This window comes from Bacillus sp. NPDC077411 (assembly GCF_044543425.1).
In the GTDB taxonomy this organism is placed as follows: Bacteria; Bacillota; Bacilli; order Bacillales; family Bacillaceae_G; genus Bacillus_A; species Bacillus_A bruguierae.
This window is the reverse complement of the sequence record NZ_JBITWA010000006.1, coordinates 25,650-43,156: the sequence shown is the minus strand read 5'-3', so window position 1 is coordinate 43,156 and position 17,507 is coordinate 25,650. Positions and strand designations below refer to the sequence as shown.

The window sequence follows — 17,507 nt, the reverse complement described above, 5'->3', positions numbered from 1 at the left end:
TTTTACAATGGCCAGGAGGGACTGGCGATGCATAGGAGTGGTCAAGGTCTCTTCCTGCCACGTGCAAAATTTGAAAACAAAAGTAGACCAGGCCTCTGCTCTGTTTGCATGACAGTGGTCTATATGCCAAAAATGAAAATAACTTCCTATAGGCAATAAGGAGCGTATTTTCGTTGGAATCATACTCCTTATTAAACTTCTAAATGAAATGTATGACGGAGTAGTTACTATTTAACAACATGATAAGAGGGGGGAGAAAATGAAACAAGATTTGAACAAAAAAATAGAATCTCTAGAAATAGCAATTGATACAATGCGGGAGACGCTCTATGAGTTAAAAGCACAGCAAAGGGCAATGGACGAAGAAAGGGTTCAACAAGTAAAGGCATCTATTGAAAAGAAACCTATTGAGAAAAAACAAGAAGTCAGTATCCCTGTGCAAAATGTACGACAAGAAGAAGGAGTCATTAGCCAAAAAAGTGTGAAGGAACCGGAGATAAAGCAGGTAGATATATCGGCATTTAAGCCTGAACCATTTGATATTATAAAATTTTGTCAAACGTGGCTGCCGCGTATTTTCGTTGCCATTATGCTGCTTGGGGTAATTTGGCTATTTAAAGCGGGAGTAGATGCAGGATTACTTACTCCAGCAATTCGTATTGTATTTGGCGTAGCATTATCAGTTGTTTTGTATTATGTAGGTGATATACAAATAAAAAAAGAACGTCAAGCCTTAGGTTTAGTGTTAGCTGGAGGAAGTATTACAGGCATTGTGTTAACGACGTTCGCTGCGCATTATTTGTATCATTTCTTTCCAGCAAGCATTGCATTCATATTTAACATTATTTGGATTATACTCGGTATCTATTTAGCTAAGCGATATCAATCAGAGTATCTCGCTATATTTGTATCTGTAGGAGCCTTTTTTGTACCGTTCTTATTAAATAGTACAACACCTAACCCTTACATTTTCTTTGGATATGAAACAGTGTTAACGATTAGTTTATTATGGTATGCGTATAAAAATTGCTATCAATATTTATATATGATATCTTACTCCGTTTCTGTACTTGTAACGTTTGTCTTTTTTGTAATTATGACAGTGTTATTAGGGCACTTACAAGTGCAATTAACGATTGTTTATGGATTCATTCATATTCTGCTTTTCTGGCATATGTTTATTGATCGAAGTTTTATTTATCAACCTAGAATGGCTTTGTTTAGTGCTAATGCAATCTTCTTTATTATGGTAATTGTGAAGATTCCAGATTTTACAACATGGGGATTGGTAATTAGTACAATTGTACACACTGTAATGTTTGTAGCTGACTATATGAAAAATAAAAAATCGTTATTTACGGATCTTTTATTTGGTTTTGCGATGGGGTCGTTTAGTTTAGCGGTTTTATATGAATTTAGTTTAGTGAATGGAGCAATTGTATTGATGCTACAAGGTTTTTTAGGCGTCGTTACTTCTGCGAAATTAAAACAAGGAATCAAATTTTATATTAGTGCGGTTATTTATATAATCGGTATGTTGCAAACGCTTGTTAGTCCATTTGAGACATTCATGTCAGCAGCTTTTATAGCCCATCTCATTTTAGTTGGAACATTTTATTATGGAATGGTGAAAGTGAAACCAATGTTGCAACATTTTGGGAAGTATGTGTATTCGATTACGTTATATGGCTTTATGTTGCTCGTATTTATTACGATTACTAGAATAGGAGAGGTTCTTTCAACAGACGGAAGTATTATTAGTGTATTTGTCTCTTTTTTATGGATGATATATGCTTTAGTTTCAGTTTGGTTTGGTCGTAATAGAGGGATGAATGAAATATTATACGCCGGATTAGTCGTGTTAGTTGTGACTGTGATTAAGTTATTCTTCTTAGATTTACCAGAAGTATCAATGATGATTCGTGCAGTATTATTCTTACTTATTGGTGGGCTAGGGATTGTTATTTCTAGAATGTTTTTCTCGAAAGAAAAAGGTGAGTAGTAAAAAAAGCAATCCATCTAGGATTGCTTTTTAAGATAGAGATAACTGCATACTTTATCCCGCTATTTGTGGGCAGTAAGACCCCCGCCTCAAGATTCAGAGAGAAGCAAAGAAGATAGGTCAGGAATAACTTGCTCGTAAAAGCCCGATTGGGCGGGCTAACCGTCAGTGGGGGATGAAGAAAACCCCCACTGACGGAAGTTTCACTTTATGTTACAATAACATAGATTTGATAGGGAAATTCTAATTGTTGACGCGTGTAAATACGGATGAGATTAGGAGTGACTACGTTGGGGCTAAGTCTCTATGAAAATATTGCTCTAGTTGTTTGTTTAGTATTGTATATTGGTAGTATTATAGTTTATATGGGACGGAATTTTTCACAAGAACGAAAATTAGAAAAATCAGAAATTACAGCAGAATTAGATATGTTGAATGATAAAATTGATAAAAAAGTAAATAGAGAATTGTAAATGTCCTTTTCCCCTAAGATTTTTCTACCTATTTTTGTATATGAAGGAGAGAGGTAGCATGAAATTTTACATTGCTTCAGCCTTTACAAATAAACACATTGTCCACCTTGTAGCGGATAAACTGAAACAAGCAGGGTGGATTCATACATATGATTGGACAAAAAATGAAAAAGCGACAAATAGATTAGAATTACAAAGTATTGGACAAGCAGAAAAACAAGCTGTACGAGACGCAGACGTTTTTCTGCTTTTATTAAGTGGTGGAAAAGGAAGTCATACCGAATTCGGAATGGCACTTGCTTGGGGAAAGGAAATATTTGTATATAGCGGAAATAGTCCTTTGGATACAACATTTTACCATTTACCAGAAGTGTGTATAGTTGAAGACAGTATAGATGGATTTATTGAACAAGTATTAGGAGGTGCAGGGACATGATTACAATTAATGATCCTATATATGGTGAACATTATATAGATGGTGTGCTCGCAGAACTATTACAATCAAAGGCAGTACAACGTTTACAGAAGATTCATCAAGGCGGTGCAAGCTTTCTTGTGAATCCAACGTGGAACGTAACACGTTATGAGCACTCTGTCGGTGTTATGATTCTTGTGAAAATGTTAGGTGGTAGTGTAGAAGAACAAATTGCGGCATTGCTTCATGATGTATCTCATACAGCATTTTCCCACATTGTAGATCACGTATTAGAAGAGCAAGATGAGGATTATCATGAACAAATTTTTATGAATGTTATTGAAGCTTCAGATATCCCATCTATTTTGCAGAGATATGGCTATGATTATAGAATGATTGAGAAATGGGAACAATGGACGTTGTTAGAGCAACCTCTTCCGAATTTATGTGCAGATCGTATAGACTATACGTTACGGGATTTATATACATATGGAATGATTTCAAAGCAAGAAGTGTGTTCTTTTTTAGAAGATGTAACCGTTCATAACGGACAAATCTGTTTACAATCTGTACAGGCAGCAGAATGGTTTACAGAAGCTTATTACAAAGAAACGATTGAGTTCTTTTTGCATCCGTTGAATTCGTATGGTTACTATATATTAACAGAGGTATTAAAAGAAGCGTTGCAAAGAAATATTTTACACCTATCTGACTTTTCAACTGATGATGAAACGGTGTTACATCTATTACGAAATTGCGGAGATTGTGAAATTGATAAGATGCTGAGTTCGCTACATTCGAAAGTAGTATTGGAAGAGAGTGACACAGAGTATGACATTTGTTATAAGGGGGGAAAAGAACGATTAATTGATCCGCTCATTTATATAAATGATATGATGCAAAGAGCGTCTGTCGCATCTCCATTTGTTAAACAGTGTAATGAGAAAGCGAAAAAGCAATTGAAACAAAACGTATATGTAAAAATAAAGAGTGTATAAAAGGAGTTATAAAATATGAATGTAGAACAAGGATGGAAAACAAACTTTTTAACAGTTATACAGCAAAGTGAATATAAGAAAGGTGCAACTTTAGCACAATTACTATTTGAAGACGGCGAAGAAGTAGAAGAACTCGTCGATGATTATGGGTACGAAGAGATTATCAATCGTGAACATGATGAGGAACTAGAAGAGATTTTAGGTGAAGAATTATTTTATGAACTTGAGCGTAATGTTTTTATGTCGTCGCAGCCAAAAGAGAAATTCATTACCTTTTTGAATGGCTTAGGGTTTCAATCATTAGACTATATCGTGTTATTAGAAGCAGAATTTCATGTGGATAGTGCGATGTTTTCAGCTGATGCAGTGAAAAAGTTAGAGAAGTGTTTCCCCCAATTCCCTTATGTAGAAGATAAGCAAACGATTTTTGATATGACATTAGAAGAAGCGATTGAATTATTAGAGAATGTGACAGGTCTTAAGATTAAAGAAAATATGAATGTATAAAAAAGAACGTGCTTAGCACGTTCTTTTTTACAGAATAATTGTATGTTCTACGTTTTTATATAAATCCTTTTTAATTTTTTTACATATAAGTCGCTGCTATGCAGAATACAACATGACCTGAACTCACTTGCTCCCTTTTGTTTTAACCTCGCATGTGGCAGGAAAAGACCCTGACCGCTTCTATGCACGGCCAGATGCTCTTGTTCTCCCATAAAAAGAAAGGGGTTTTATGTTAGTTTTTAACTTATATATATATTATTTTCAATAATCGTATTTAAATACTCAACCTTTCGGATGCAAGATTGTATATGCTTTTCGACTTCATGCAATTCTGTAAGGTGATGCGTTTCGATAGGATGAATGTGCACGCTGAACTTTTCAAATTGAGCACTATAGGTAATTTCCGCATAGCCACTCATAATATCTGTTACATTTTGAAATAGATATTGTTTTGTTTTTTCACAATATGTTACATCTTGAAATCCATATGATTTTAAAGTTTCGATGATTTTTGTAATTATTACTGTATTCATTGTTTTTCCTCTTTAAGAATTTCGACTTTATCCCGCTATTTGCGGACAGTAAGCCCTTCACCTTAAGACTGTGAGAAAGCCAAAAAGATTGTGAAGAATAACTGCCCGTAAAAAACGATGTATGAAAATGACCATTAGTGAAGCCACCTTTTGATGGCGATTTCACTGTATTAGTATAACATGAGTCCATTTAAGAAAGCGCTATCAATTCATTTCTAACACGAATTTTTATGTATATTTTATAAAATTAAAATAAATGAAAAATAATTGTAATAAAGCAAAAAAGTAGAGTACTCTTTCACTGTTTCATCATATACATAGATAAGTGGAGCAAATGAAAGAGGTGAAGATGTTGAACTTTGATATTACAGGACAAAAAGCATATGTAAAAGATGGACCGCATCGAAATCAAATAGGAATCATAAAACGAGATAGTGCGGAGAACAGTGCAAAATATGTGATTGTAATTGACGGTATGGATATTGATATTGAATTAAAAGATATTGTTTTAATTGATGTAGATGTTCGGCAATTTCATGATTGGTGTGAAGAGCAAGGTTATTTATAAAACAATAGCTGTGTATGATATTGAAGGTCATAAAGTGAAACTTTAATCAGTGGGGGTTTTCTTCATCCCCCACTGATTATTAGCCCTCCCAATCGGGCGCATGCCAGCAGTTTATCTCCCACCGAACATTCTAGCCACTGGAGCTGGACAATGCTTTTACCGAATTTTGAGGTGGGAGTATTACTGCCCACGAATAGCGGGATAAAAAGTCTTTTCTATAAGTTGATGCAGTGAGGCTTAAACAGATCATTTTCATTTTAACTAGCATTATAAGAAAGAAAAACACCCTGGCAATCCAGGGTGTTTTCTTTCTTATAATGCAACTTCTTCAGCTTTATTGACTGCTTCATTGTACGCATGTACATCTAACTCTCCAAGCCATTTGCTAGAAATAAGACCAGCTGTCATAGAGCCGCTCACGTTTAAAGCTGTGCGTCCCATATCAATTAATGGTTCAACAGAGATTAATAGAGCAACAATTTCAATTGGCAAGTTCATAGTAGAAAGTACGATGAGTGCTGCAAATGTTGCTCCGCCTCCGACACCAGCAACGCCGAATGAACTAATTGCAACAACAGCGATTAACGTTAAGATAAATTGCGGCTGTAATGGGTCGATGCCAACTGTTGGCGCGACCATCATGGCAAGCATTGCAGGATAAATACCAGCACATCCGTTTTGACCAATTGATACACCAAAGGAAGCAGCAAAGTTTGCAATTCCTTCTGAAACGCCAAGTTTTTCTTTTTGCGCTTCAATATTTAACGGCATTGTACCTGCACTTGAGCGTGAAGTAAACGCAAATGTTAAAACAGGGAACACCTTTTTCAAATATTGCATTGGGTTTAAACCAGAAAGAGCAATCAGTAATAAGTGAATAATAAACATAACAATAAGTGCTACGTAAGATGCCAAAACAAAATTACCAAGTTTTAAAATAGCTTGCACATCACTTCCTGAAACTGTTTTTGCCATTAGAGCAAGTACGCCGTATGGGGTAAGACGTAAAATTAATGTAACCATCCGCATGACGACCGCATATACGGCATCTAGCATATTCTTAAATTGTTCCGCTTGTTCGGGATATTTCTTTTTCACTCCTAAGAAGGCAATCCCAATTAATGCGGCAAAAATGACAACAGAAATTGTTGATGTTGGACGAGCACCTGTTAAATCTAGAAATGGATTTGCAGGAAGTAGTTCCAACAATTTTTGTGGAATGGGTGTTTGCTCAATGGAAGTGAATTTTTCTTGTACTAATTTTAAGCGAGCTGCCTCTGCGCTTCCTTGCTGCAAGCCAGTTGCTTGCAAGTCAAAACCAGCACTTGCTGCAATTCCGACTGCAGCCGCAATTCCAGTTGTAAGAAGTAAAATGCCGATAATAAGGCCGCTAATTTTGCCAAGATTATTGGTTAGCTTTAATTTTGTAAACGCTGAAATAATTGAAACTAAAATAAGTGGCATAACGATCATTTGTAATAATTTAACATAGCCACTTCCGATTAAGTTAAACCAATTATTAGACTGGATAATGACTTCAGAAGTTGGTTTATAAAAAAATTGTAAAATAAGTCCAAATATAATTCCGAGTCCGAGCGCAATAAATACACGTTTATTAAAAGAAAGATGTTTACGTTGCATATAATATAGCGCACCGACTAATAGAAGCATAATGATGATGTTTATGCTAACTAACAATGTATCCATACTGTTTTCCTCCTTAAAATTTGTTACATATAAATATATTCAAAGAAAACCAATAAGTCAACTAGGTAATTAAAAGAAGATAAAAAAAGATGGCATATATGCCATCTTAATGTCCAATTCCTGGTGTAAGAAGAAATGTCGTATAGTATGTAAACCCAATGAAGAAGACTGTTAAATATGCCCCAAAAACATAAATGTACATGCGCTCTGTTAATTTTAAATAACTTAAAAGTACAAAAAAACCTGTTTGTCCTAAAAACAATAGTGCTGCCCCATACATATCCCCTAAATAAAACATTACGGAAAAAATACCAGTCCAAAAGCCGAGAACGCGAAACATGCGCTCCATCCCATTCCCCTCCCTTTATATGAACTCAATACTCTTTTTAATTATAATGCACTTTTCTAACTATTGTAAACATTTACAAAATAATAAGAAGCCAGTATAATCTGGCTTCTTATTTTACAGATGAAGATGATAATTACAAGACTTACAACCTGTTTCGAACATAGTATCATTATGTGTTAATTCCATGTTTGGAAATAGAACTTCAAAGATACCTTTCATCATATCTACGTGCATGTTACAAATTTCTTTTGGGTGACGTACGGCAACTTCTTTAAATGGACAATTGTATACATCATAGAAAATTTTTGATCCATCGGTGCTTAATTCAAATTCCGGAGATAAGCCCGCTGTTGTTAAAGCTTCTTTGGCAATTTGTATTTTTTGTTCAACCGTCAATTCATTTTCGTTAATGCTTAATCGATTTAGCTGTTGTTCCATTAATTCTTTACCAAACTTTTTACCCGTTTCATATAGTGCTTTCTCACCGATTTCGCCTAAACTAAGTAATGTATTGCAAGCAATTTGTGCTAACAATTGATAATCACGAAACGGAAATTGCAGTTGAATTACATCATCTGATAAGACATATAATCGACTTGGTCGGCCGCCTTTACCCGTTTTTTTTGTTTCCGATTTTAGCATATTTACATCTTCTAGCTTTGAAAGATGTAAACGCGCAACATTTGGATGAATATCAAATTCGTCAGCAATTTCTTGTACAGTAACCTCAGTATGTTTTTGAGAAATATATTTATAAATATAATAGCGTGTTGGGTCAGAAAGTACGTTTGTAATTTTTAAAGCTTGTTCCATGAGGATCGCCACCTTTGTCAGTTTATCTGGGATAACAATATTATAATATAGATAATGTTGTATAATCATGTTTTTGGGCAATGATTCATTAATTGTTCATAATTTCACAAACTGTTTTGGTTTTTTAATTTGTGAAATTCAAAAATAATGCAATAAAAATAGCAAATTCACTATTTTTCTTTTCAGGATGGCCATGATATATAAAGAGTGAGGAGGCGATAACAGTGAATGCTGTCGAACAGTTTGCTGACACAATTATGAAAGAAGCATGCAGGTTGCGCGCATCAGATCTTCATATTGTGCCGCGGCACGAAGATGCTGTTGTACAATTACGTATTGGAAAAGATTTGGTGACAAAGCATCATACTTCAAAAGAATTTTGTGAACGACTTGTATCACACTTTAAGTTTTTAGCAGCTATGGATATTGGTGAAAGGAGAAAGCCGCAAAATGGTTCATTGCAGATGAAGGTTGATGATGAGGAGGTATATTTACGCCTTTCTACTTTGCCAACTGTGCATCATGAAAGTCTCGTTATTCGGTTGCACTTACAAACTGCAGTTCCGAACCTCTCTCATCTTTCATTATTCCCAAATTCCGCAAAAACACTTCTCTCTTTTTTACACCATTCGCACGGATTAATTATTTTTACAGGACCGACAGGGTCAGGGAAAACGACGACGATGTATGCTCTTTTAGAAGTAGCAAAGAAGGCGCAGACTCGCCGCATTGTTACACTGGAGGATCCAGTTGAAAAGAAAAAGGATGGGCTATTACAAATTCAAATTAATGAAAAAGCTGGTATTACGTATGCAACGGGATTGAAAGCGATTTTACGTCATGATCCAGACATTATTTTAGTAGGAGAAATTCGTGATGAGGAAACAGCAAAGGTGGCGGTTCGAGCAAGTTTGACAGGTCATTTAGTTATGACGACATTGCATACGAATGATGCGAAAAGTGCGGTGTTACGTTTAATGGATTATGGTATTACCCTGCTAGAAATTGAACAATCGCTATTAGCAGTAGCGGCGCAGCGGCTAGTGGAATTAAAATGTCCATTTTGCAAAGGGAAATGCTCACCTCTATGCAAAAAAATGCGTCACGTACGCCGAGCGAGCATTTATGAATTATTGTATGGTGATGAGTTGAAAGAAGTCATTTATGAAGCAAATGGAAAACAAGCGACGTACCAATATACAACGCTTCAAGATGAATTAAGAAAAGGATATGCACTAGGGTTTATTGAAGAAGATGTTTATGTTTAAGCAAGAAAAGTGGCGGTTACATGAACAAGCATTATTGCTCCGAAGGCTTGGCGAACTTTTAGAGAAAGGATATTCTTTATTACATGCATTAGAGTTTCTGCATTTTCACTTAACCCCGAGTAAACAAATACAGCTTCAAGATGCTGCTGAAGAATTTAAAAAGGGAAGCAGCTTACATGATGTGTTTTATAAACTTGCATTTCATCCCGATATTTTAAGCTATTTATTTTATGCCGAGCAGCATGGTGACATTGCCTTTGCGTTGCAGAAAGGGAGCTCACTCCTCAGTAGAAAAGATAAACATCAAAAAAATATGATGAAGGTGCTGCGCTATCCATTCGTTCTTTCTTTGTTTTTATTAGGCATACTCCTCGTATTTAATCTAGTTCTTCTTCCACAGTTCTCTACTTTATACCGTTCACTCCATGGATCATCCACTTCATTTACAGACAATATTTTAACAGTTATTCAAGCACTTCCGTATGTTATGGGAGGCGTCGTTTTTGCAATTGGCACCCTAGCGCTTATATATATGCTGTATGTGAAAAGGTTGCATCCGGTTACGAGAATGGATATTTGTATGAGAGTGCCTCTTATAAAAATGTTTTTTAAATTAACAAACTCACACTATTTTGCAATTCAATTAAGCGGTCTTTTACAAGGCGGGCTATCTATATTAGAAGCGCTCACGTTAATGAAGGAGCAAAAGCATCATTTGTTTTTTCAATGCGAGGCTCTTAAAATACAGGAATTATTAACGATAGGTGAACATCTTGATTCTATTATGATGAATCGTTCGTACTATGAACAGGAGCTCGCTTATATTATTAAACATGGACAAGCGAATGGCAATTTAGCAACTGAGCTTGCCGATTATAGTGAAATGACAATAGAAAAAATCGAAGAGAAAATTAATCGTATGTTGTTTGTTATACAACCCCTTTTGTTTGCATGTATCGGAATGGTGGTTGTGCTTATGTATTTAGCGATGATTATGCCGATGTTTCAAATGATGAATTCTATTTAGGAGGCGTGTTCTGTGAAAAATGAAAAAGGCTTTACGTTGTTAGAAATGTTGCTTGTTATGGTTGTAATTTCTGTGTTGCTACTGCTTATTATTCCAAATGTCGTAAACCAGCGTTCTTCTGTACAAGGAAAGGGATGCGATGCCTTTGTAAAATCTGTTGAATCACAAGTACAAGCTTATCAATTAGAACATAATAAAATTCCAACGGTGGATGATTTGTATACGGGTAAGTATATTACATCTAAAACTTGTCCAAAAGGGGAGAGTATTACAATCGATACTGCAAATGGAGAGGTTAAAGTTGTAGGGAAATCGTGAAGAAAAATGGTTTTACATTATTAGAAATGCTCCTCGTATTAAGTGCTATTTCTATTTTAAGTGTTGTAACGTATTTTAATTTATCGTCGATTTATGAAAAACAAAAGATGAATCAGTTTATGCAGCAATTTTCTCAAGATATCCTTTTTATGCAACAAGTAGCGATGAGCCGCCATAATCGTCACACATTACGGTGGTTTCCTAATCAGGCTTCGTACAGCATTACATCGTCAGGAGAAACAAATCCGGTTCTTGTTCGTTATTATCCATCTGATATACAGGTGAATGTAAACACATTCCCTAATCCAATGAGTTATGGGACGGACGGTAATATTAATAGAGGCGGAACAATTATTATTTCTTATAAATCCAAAACGTACCATGTTGTATTTCAACTTGGGAGGGGAAGATTTACGTATTATGAAGTGTGACAAAGGTTCGGTTATGCTAGAAATTCTTGTGTCTCTTAGTTTGTTAATGATGACGGTTTCGCTATTACTTCCGCAAACGCTTCTCATTATGCAAGAAAGAAAAAATATTCAGTTTCGGTATAAAGCGCAGCTACTTTTGAAAGAAGCGGCAGCTGCATATATGTATGATCATATAGTTTCGCCAGTAATAGAAAAGCGATATGAAAATACGGTATATACAATTCAATGGGAGATCGAAAAGGTGTGTGTAATGTGGAAAGATAGTAAACAGCGTGAGAATGAACGGTGTCGTTATGTTAAAAAATAAACAAGCTGGGTTCACGTTGTTAGAAGTTATGATATGTTTTCTATTTTTATCTGTATTTTTTCTTCTTCTCCCGCGTCTTCAAGTCCTCTTTATAGAACCTCCGTACCCTAAACAGATAATGAATTGGGAATGGAACGTTTTTTTAGAGCAAGTGCAAATTGAGTTTCGCGAAGTGGAAGAAGGAAATAACGGAGACGGAAAATTATTTTTCAAAACAAAGGCTGGAGAACGAATCACATATGACATGTCTGGAAATAATGTTGTTCGAAAAGTAAATGGGACGGGACATGAAGTTCTTTTACAAAAAGTAGAGAATATTTCTTATCAATTAGCAGCTCATACATTAATGATACGTGTACAGGATATAAGCGGTAAAGTATATGATGGTATTGTTACCCGTTATTCTGTTATTGAGGTGAAAGGATGAGATCGGAAAGTGGATTTACAATGCCAGGAACAATCATCCTCATATTTTTGCTCATGTCTTTTTTAGTATATGAGACAAATATATTCCTATCAGATCAAAAATTTTATACAGAAGCAGAAGAATTGTTTATTTTAGAAGAAATAACGAACCAAGCTGTTGCCGATGTGAAACAAGAATTACAAGCTAAAATGGAAAAAAGAGAATTTTTTTATGCGTATGAAAAAGGAGAAGCAAAGGGAGATTACACAATAGTAGATGGGAATGCCTTTATTATTTTACAATGTATAACAAAACGAAAGCACACATGTAAAGTTAGCTTTCGTTATAATACAAATAACGAAGCGATTACGCATTGGCAAGAGGAGAGAGGATAACATGAAAGCATTATATATAACAGGTTTTATGGGATCGGGGAAAACAACAGTTGGTAAAGCGTTAAGCAGTGCACTTCATATGCCGGTTATTGATACAGATCAATGTATTGAAGAGAAGACAAAGAAAATCATTCGGGATATCTTTTCAGAAGAAGGGGAAGATGTGTTTCGAAAGTATGAAAGTGAAGTGCTGCAATTACTGCCGACAAATAATTATATTATTACAACTGGAGGCGGAATCGTCGAAAAAGCCGAGAACCGAGAGTGGATGAAAGAACGTGGTACTGTAATTTATTTGTACTGTGATCCATATGTGATTGCAGAGCGAATTGCTGGGGATACAACAAGACCGTTATTTCAAAAAGAAAATATAAGGTCGTTTATCGAGAAATTTGAAAAGCGTCAAGTTTATTATGAAGAAGCAACAGTGAAGATCGACACGACAAATAAAAGTATTGAAGCAATTGTTCAAGAAATTCAGGGGTGGATTACTAAATAAAAAAGTGGACATACTAATCTAGTAGAGGTGATAGATATGTCTACAAATGATTATATAAAATATGTCACACAACAATTCGTATCATATATGGATGCTCCAAAAGAGGATCGAAAACAAAAACGGCAGCAGCGCCGTGAAGAGAGAGAACCATTTTTGAATCGTTGGTTTGGTATGTTGCCGGTAAGCGCCGCAATCTTTTATCGCCAAATGAAGAAAAAGAAATTAAGTTAAGTATTTTTGGGGATAATTTACAACTAGAAAAGAAGTTCCATTGCTTACAAGCAGTGGAACTTCTTTTCTATGCGTTAAACTTCAGCTTCAGTCACCTGTTTAATTTTATTACCAATCCAAAGGAACCCAGCTCCAATTCCTATTGAAATGCACCAACCAATTCCTGTCATAATCGCTTTCATTTCTCCGTATCCATCTACTCCAAATTTAGAAATCATATATATCTTGATGCTACTAAGCACAATAAATTGTAAGCCAAAAAAGAAAGTAAAGTATTGGAACGATGGAAAGAGGCGAGGGTCACGATATAACAATTGTGATTCCTTTCGATCATCTCCTTGCAATGCAGCGTAGTCGGCTGCGAAATATAACATGAGTGGTTGTTTTATAAAAATAGTACATATGACAACAATACCAAGTGCAATGTGATAGTACACGTCGTTCCACAACATTTTTTCGGCTGAGCCAGAAAGTAAGTCTACGCTCGTATTTACAATCATCGTGATGAGGATAAAAAAGCCGGTTACATGAAATTGCCGTTCTTTTTTGAAACAATACAGTGTATAAAGAATGCCTGGAACAGAAGAAATGAGCATGGCATAATATGTATCCATATATTGTTTACCGAATTTCCAAATAACAAATGGAAAGATGAGATAAAAAATAATATCGTAGACAACTTTATTGTTTTGTTTCATTGAATTCCTCCTCTGTTTGTATTGTACAACAAAGATTCTGAATGTTAAACTTCTTTATATACCAATTAAAACGCTTTCAATTTTTCGATTTGTTCACAAAATTGTCTAAAATACACTTTGATACTATGGCAATGTTGTTTTATAATGGAACTAATCATCTATACATGCATACATTAATTGTGAAATAAATAACATGTTGAGTTTATATAAATGTAAACGCTATCAAAGGAGAAGTGGTACAAATGAGTAAATTTTTCTTCGATCAAAATCCTGCAACAGTTGAAGATGGAAAATTGATAGAATATGCAGAAACAATTTATGGAAAAGGCGGACGTTCCGTATTAGAGAATTTAATTTTAAAGGCATCTATTCGCCTGCGCGATCGCTATCCTGATAAGTCAGATGAGCAGATTTCTTACCTTGTCAATCAAGGGCTGCATGATATGTTTCAAAAATATGTGTAAGGAGAGGCAAATGCCTCTCCTTATTTTTTGTATAAGTGCAATGTTGATTGCGAAAACTAATGTTGAAGTATAGACAAGTGGGGTGAACAAAATGAGTAACGGAGTAGGCGGTTCAAAGAAAAATAGAGAAACGGATGCAAATCATGTAAGTGCAAAACAGAGAGAGTATCAAAAGAGAATGACAAAGATTCACCAACAAGAACATAATGATGGCCGAAAATATAATGGGAAAATATAAAGCGAAACTTTTATAAGTGGGGGCATTCTCCGCTTATGGAAAGTCCGTTCAATCGGGCTTTTACTGCTCAAAAATAGCGGGAGAATACTTCCCCATATTTTCTAACATAAAAAAAGCTCCTTGTAGAAGGAGTTTTTTTATGTTAGAAAATGATTCGCTGTCACATAAAAGAGTCCACCGTTTATAATTTGCATAGTAATGCGCGGCTCGTATTGTTCTTGCAAGGCTCGTTTTTCTATTTCATAGCTTTCTGGTAATTCATCACTTTCCTCATAAAAACGGTTTAGTAGTTGTAAATCGTGATTCCAACGAACTTTTGCTTCTTCAGCCCATGCGTGATCATCTGATTCAATGATACGTTTCATTGCCTCTTCAATTCTAGATAGCCCGCTTTGCGGTTTAATAATCGGCGTTAATGTAAAACAAAAATCAGGAATTTTTGGTGTAAGACGAAGCGCTGTTAATGCCTCATGAAAATTTGTAATCATCGCACCAGAAATAAGGTGAATCCCAATGGAATATAGCATATCTTTTTTTCGATCACATTGATAGGAGACTTTTATATTGACGCCAAGCCAAGGATGAAGCGGAGTGCTTGTTTGTCCATTAGAATATACATCTTCAAATAAACGAATGTAAGCACCTAATTCCTTTGTTGCTTGAAAAATTTGATGTAAGCGCGGAGAACCGTAGTGAATGAGTTCGCCTGTTTGCTCCTCATGTTTTGCATCGGTAATGAATGTAAGACGCATCGGATTTGGTATGCCACCTGTTTTTTCAAGATAATGCCAGTAGAATGGACGGTTCATCAGTAGTTTGTCCATTTCAATTGTTAATTGAACGTCTAATAAATGAGGAAAACGCTGCAAAATTTCACAGCCGTTTGCCTCAAAAAAACAATGTAAATAATGATGGATTTCATGTTGCTGCATAGCCGTGCACCTCAGCTTCATTTCGTTTGGCAAATTCAATAATGGACGTTAAATTTTCCATTTTGATTCGGATTTCCCCTTCACTTTTGGAATGGGTAAAAATATCGTGAATGTGTGCATCGATATTTTTCATATTAATTCTTGTTAAAATTTCATCTAAATCACCAATGACACGCTCAAATAGGTCAATTTTCTCATACAGCAGTTTTAAAATGTGTTCTTCTACTGTATGTTTCGTTGCCAAATTATAAATATGAACATCATGTTTTTGTCCAAGGCGATGAATCCGTCCAATTCTTTGTTCAAGACGCATCGGATTCCAAGGAAGGTCGTAGTTGATCATGTAATTACAAAATTGTAGGTTAATTCCTTCACCGCCTGCTTCTGTTGCAATTAATACTTGGGCATGGTTTTGAAACAATTCTTTCATCCAATCTTTTTTACCACGTTTAAATCCGCCTCGAAACGGTACAGACGAGATGCCGTGCTGCTTTAAAAACCATTGTAAATACATTTGAGAAGCACGGTATTCTGTGAAAATTACAACTTTATCATTAATTTCTTTAATGATTTCTAATGCTTTATTTGCTTTTGAATTAGAGGAAATACCATTAATTTTCTCCATTAACACATCTATGTATGGATCTACTGTGTACTGCGCATTTTCCTTTTGCCGTTTTTCTACATGTTTTTTGAGTGAGAAATAAACAGCTTCGCGGCTGCTGCAGGCTTCGCGCTTTAACGTTAAAGCGGAAAATGCAGAAGTAAATACATCTTGTCTTTTCCATCCCTCAATCGCATCGTATAAAGCTTTCTCTTGTTCATTGAAGTCGACAAAGAGCGTATGAACGTGCCGTTTTGGCCATTCAATGCCGGTGTCATGCCGGCGATTTCGTACCATTACTTTATTAATGAGTTCTTTTAAATGTCCATCTGTTTCATCGGTGCGATTTTTGGAAGCATAATATTCTTCAAAGTTGGATTGGTTGCCGAGATGTCCAGGTTTTAATAACGAAACAAGATTAAAGATTTCATCAATGCGATTTTGAACAGGTGTTGCGGTAAGTAATAAGCAAAACTTTTTCTTTAATAGTTGCGCAAATTCATAGTTTTTCGTTTTGTTGTTTTTTAGTTTATGTGCTTCATCGATAATAATGAGATCATATTCTAAATTTAAAACAATATCACGGTGCGGAGAGCGCTTTGCTGTATCGATAGACGATACAATAACGTCAGCTTGCTCCCATGAGTAACTTTTTCGCTGGGCAACGGCTGGAATGAAAAATTTTGTGTTTAGTTCATATGCCCATTGTGAAACAAGAGATGCAGGTACAAGGATGAGCACTTTTTTCACAAGTCCGCGCACCATATATTCTTTTAAAATAAGCCCAGCTTCAATCGTCTTTCCAAGGCCAACTTCATCTGCTAAGATTGCTTTTCCATTCATTTGTTCAATGACGGTTTGCGCTACCTCTAACTGATGTGGAAGTGGCGTGAAATTAGGTAAATGTTTAGGTGCCTGTAGCCCGTCAAATGTTGGGATGAGAAGGGACTGTTCAGTTTGATAGGCAAGATGAAATAGTTCCCAGTTTGTCCACGGGCCATCTTCTTCTATTCGTTTTAAGAAGTTTTCTTGCCAAGAACGTTCTATTGAAATTTCGACATTCATGGATAATATCTCACCTTCTATAAATTCTAAATTATTTTTTTAGCTAGAATATTGATGAAACGGCTCGAAAAATGTTAGGATAATGGTGTGAAATGTGTGGAATCTTTCGTATTTTATCCAAGAAAGCACTTTTTTATTTACGCTTTCATAAAAAAATAGAATGAGATTCCGTATATCCCGTCTTTTCAGAATTGAAAATGTTTAGAAATGGGAAGCCAACTTTTATTAATTTGTCATAGAAAGCGCAAAGGGGAGAGAA

General features: G+C 35.4%; 24 protein-coding genes. 17 read left to right on the top strand and 7 right to left on the bottom strand.

Translation table 11 applies throughout. From position 1 onward, the window contains the following. The first annotated feature begins 259 nt into the window (after positions 1-259). The 5 genes from ACIGHG_RS10090 to ACIGHG_RS10070 all read left to right on the top strand — a co-directional run bounded on the left by ACIGHG_RS10090 (position 260) and on the right by ACIGHG_RS10070 (position 4,395). Positions 260-2,002, top strand: a complete 1,743-nt coding sequence (locus ACIGHG_RS10090) for a DUF2339 domain-containing protein (RefSeq protein WP_396548333.1) — start codon at positions 260-262, stop codon at positions 2,000-2,002. A gap of 269 nt (positions 2,003-2,271) precedes the next feature. Beyond that, entirely contained in the window at positions 2,272-2,475 is a 204-nt protein-coding gene (locus tag ACIGHG_RS10085; RefSeq protein ID WP_090913785.1) for a DUF3966 domain-containing protein, read from the top strand. A 58-nt stretch (positions 2,476-2,533) separates the two neighbouring features. After that, positions 2,534-2,911: a nucleoside 2-deoxyribosyltransferase gene (locus ACIGHG_RS10080; RefSeq protein WP_396548331.1), complete on the top strand. Its 378-nt coding sequence runs from the start codon at positions 2,534-2,536 to the stop codon at positions 2,909-2,911. Next, positions 2,911-3,888 carry an HD domain-containing protein gene (locus ACIGHG_RS10075; RefSeq protein WP_396548458.1) on the top strand — a complete coding sequence of 326 codons (978 nt, stop codon included), beginning with the start codon at positions 2,911-2,913 and terminating at the stop codon, positions 3,886-3,888. The genes ACIGHG_RS10080 and ACIGHG_RS10075 overlap by 1 nt, the downstream gene beginning before the upstream one ends. Before the next feature lie 15 nt (positions 3,889-3,903). Continuing rightward, the gene (locus tag ACIGHG_RS10070) at positions 3,904-4,395 is read left to right on the top strand and encodes a hypothetical protein (RefSeq protein ID WP_396548329.1); all 492 of its coding nucleotides are present in this window, start codon (positions 3,904-3,906) and stop codon (positions 4,393-4,395) included. Between the two features lie 239 nt (positions 4,396-4,634). Here the strand turns inward: ACIGHG_RS10070 and ACIGHG_RS10065 are convergent, their stop codons facing one another. Next, entirely contained in the window at positions 4,635-4,928 is a 294-nt protein-coding gene (locus ACIGHG_RS10065; protein WP_396548327.1) for a hypothetical protein, read from the bottom strand. 352 nt (positions 4,929-5,280) lie between these two features. Between ACIGHG_RS10065 and ACIGHG_RS10060 the strand changes: the two genes are divergently transcribed. Further along, positions 5,281-5,496 carry a DUF3912 family protein gene (locus ACIGHG_RS10060; RefSeq protein WP_139207622.1) on the top strand — a complete coding sequence of 72 codons (216 nt, stop codon included), beginning with the start codon at positions 5,281-5,283 and terminating at the stop codon, positions 5,494-5,496. A gap of 312 nt (positions 5,497-5,808) precedes the next feature. On the opposite strand, the gene ACIGHG_RS10055 is transcribed toward ACIGHG_RS10060, so the two are convergent. The 3 genes from ACIGHG_RS10055 to ACIGHG_RS10045 all read right to left on the bottom strand — a co-directional run bounded on the left by ACIGHG_RS10055 (position 5,809) and on the right by ACIGHG_RS10045 (position 8,365). After that, positions 5,809-7,203: an L-cystine transporter gene (locus ACIGHG_RS10055; protein WP_396548325.1), complete on the bottom strand. Its 1,395-nt coding sequence runs from the start codon at positions 7,201-7,203 to the stop codon at positions 5,809-5,811. Between the two features lie 106 nt (positions 7,204-7,309). Beyond that, positions 7,310-7,552: a DUF2626 domain-containing protein gene (locus ACIGHG_RS10050; RefSeq protein ID WP_020061634.1), complete on the bottom strand. Its 243-nt coding sequence runs from the start codon at positions 7,550-7,552 to the stop codon at positions 7,310-7,312. Positions 7,553-7,666: 114 nt separating this feature from the next. Next, positions 7,667-8,365, bottom strand: coding sequence for a helix-turn-helix transcriptional regulator (locus tag ACIGHG_RS10045; RefSeq protein ID WP_336471253.1), 699 nt, complete (start codon positions 8,363-8,365; stop codon positions 7,667-7,669). Between the two features lie 224 nt (positions 8,366-8,589). Here ACIGHG_RS10045 and comGA point away from each other — a divergent pair, with 224 nt between their 5' ends. Genes comGA through ACIGHG_RS10000 form a run of 9 tightly spaced genes read left to right on the top strand, consistent with a single transcriptional unit; the run spans position 8,590 to position 13,247 of the window. Then, positions 8,590-9,633 carry a competence type IV pilus ATPase ComGA gene (comGA, locus tag ACIGHG_RS10040; RefSeq protein WP_090913801.1) on the top strand — a complete coding sequence of 348 codons (1,044 nt, stop codon included), beginning with the start codon at positions 8,590-8,592 and terminating at the stop codon, positions 9,631-9,633. Next, positions 9,620-10,660, top strand: coding sequence for a competence type IV pilus assembly protein ComGB (gene comGB, locus ACIGHG_RS10035; protein ID WP_396548323.1), 1,041 nt, complete (start codon positions 9,620-9,622; stop codon positions 10,658-10,660). Before comGA ends, comGB begins: the two co-directional genes overlap by 14 nt. Before the next feature lie 12 nt (positions 10,661-10,672). Continuing rightward, on the top strand, positions 10,673-10,978 hold the full coding sequence (gene comGC, locus ACIGHG_RS10030) for a competence type IV pilus major pilin ComGC (protein ID WP_090913806.1): 306 nt from the start codon (positions 10,673-10,675) through the stop codon (positions 10,976-10,978). Then, positions 10,975-11,409, top strand: a complete 435-nt coding sequence (gene comGD / locus ACIGHG_RS10025) for a competence type IV pilus minor pilin ComGD (RefSeq protein ID WP_090913808.1) — start codon at positions 10,975-10,977, stop codon at positions 11,407-11,409. Before comGC ends, comGD begins: the two co-directional genes overlap by 4 nt. Beyond that, a complete protein-coding gene (locus ACIGHG_RS10020) occupies positions 11,399-11,716 on the top strand; it encodes a type II secretion system protein (RefSeq protein WP_336471256.1) in 318 nt (105 codons plus the stop codon). Before comGD ends, ACIGHG_RS10020 begins: the two co-directional genes overlap by 11 nt. Beyond that, complete coding sequence (comGF, locus tag ACIGHG_RS10015) at positions 11,703-12,143, top strand: competence type IV pilus minor pilin ComGF (protein ID WP_396548320.1); 441 nt, start codon at positions 11,703-11,705, stop codon at positions 12,141-12,143. Before ACIGHG_RS10020 ends, comGF begins: the two co-directional genes overlap by 14 nt. Continuing rightward, complete coding sequence (gene comGG, locus ACIGHG_RS10010; protein WP_090913814.1) at positions 12,140-12,517, top strand: competence type IV pilus minor pilin ComGG; 378 nt, start codon at positions 12,140-12,142, stop codon at positions 12,515-12,517. Before comGF ends, comGG begins: the two co-directional genes overlap by 4 nt. Position 12,518: 1 nt before the next feature. After that, positions 12,519-13,016, top strand: a complete 498-nt coding sequence (locus ACIGHG_RS10005; RefSeq protein WP_336471258.1) for a shikimate kinase — start codon at positions 12,519-12,521, stop codon at positions 13,014-13,016. Between the two features lie 36 nt (positions 13,017-13,052). Beyond that, a complete protein-coding gene (locus ACIGHG_RS10000) occupies positions 13,053-13,247 on the top strand; it encodes a YqzE family protein (RefSeq protein WP_090913818.1) in 195 nt (64 codons plus the stop codon). Positions 13,248-13,321: 74 nt separating this feature from the next. Here ACIGHG_RS10000 and ACIGHG_RS09995 read toward each other — a convergent pair whose 3' ends face one another. Then, on the bottom strand, positions 13,322-13,945 hold the full coding sequence (locus ACIGHG_RS09995) for a VC0807 family protein (RefSeq protein ID WP_336471259.1): 624 nt from the start codon (positions 13,943-13,945) through the stop codon (positions 13,322-13,324). 233 nt (positions 13,946-14,178) lie between these two features. Between ACIGHG_RS09995 and ACIGHG_RS09990 the strand changes: the two genes are divergently transcribed. Then, positions 14,179-14,409 (top strand): hypothetical protein, encoded by a 231-nt coding sequence (locus ACIGHG_RS09990; RefSeq protein ID WP_170857646.1) that lies wholly within the window; start codon positions 14,179-14,181, stop codon positions 14,407-14,409. Between the two features lie 91 nt (positions 14,410-14,500). Continuing rightward, positions 14,501-14,647 (top strand): hypothetical protein, encoded by a 147-nt coding sequence (locus ACIGHG_RS09985; RefSeq protein WP_090913824.1) that lies wholly within the window; start codon positions 14,501-14,503, stop codon positions 14,645-14,647. Between the two features lie 137 nt (positions 14,648-14,784). Here the strand turns inward: ACIGHG_RS09985 and ACIGHG_RS09980 are convergent, their stop codons facing one another. Both ACIGHG_RS09980 and ACIGHG_RS09975 read right to left on the bottom strand, forming a co-directional pair. Next, positions 14,785-15,579 carry a YqhG family protein gene (locus ACIGHG_RS09980; RefSeq protein WP_336471260.1) on the bottom strand — a complete coding sequence of 265 codons (795 nt, stop codon included), beginning with the start codon at positions 15,577-15,579 and terminating at the stop codon, positions 14,785-14,787. Continuing rightward, positions 15,566-17,248 (bottom strand): DEAD/DEAH box helicase, encoded by a 1,683-nt coding sequence (locus ACIGHG_RS09975; protein WP_336471261.1) that lies wholly within the window; start codon positions 17,246-17,248, stop codon positions 15,566-15,568. Before ACIGHG_RS09975 ends, ACIGHG_RS09980 begins: the two co-directional genes overlap by 14 nt. Between the last annotated feature and the right edge of the window lie 259 nt (positions 17,249-17,507).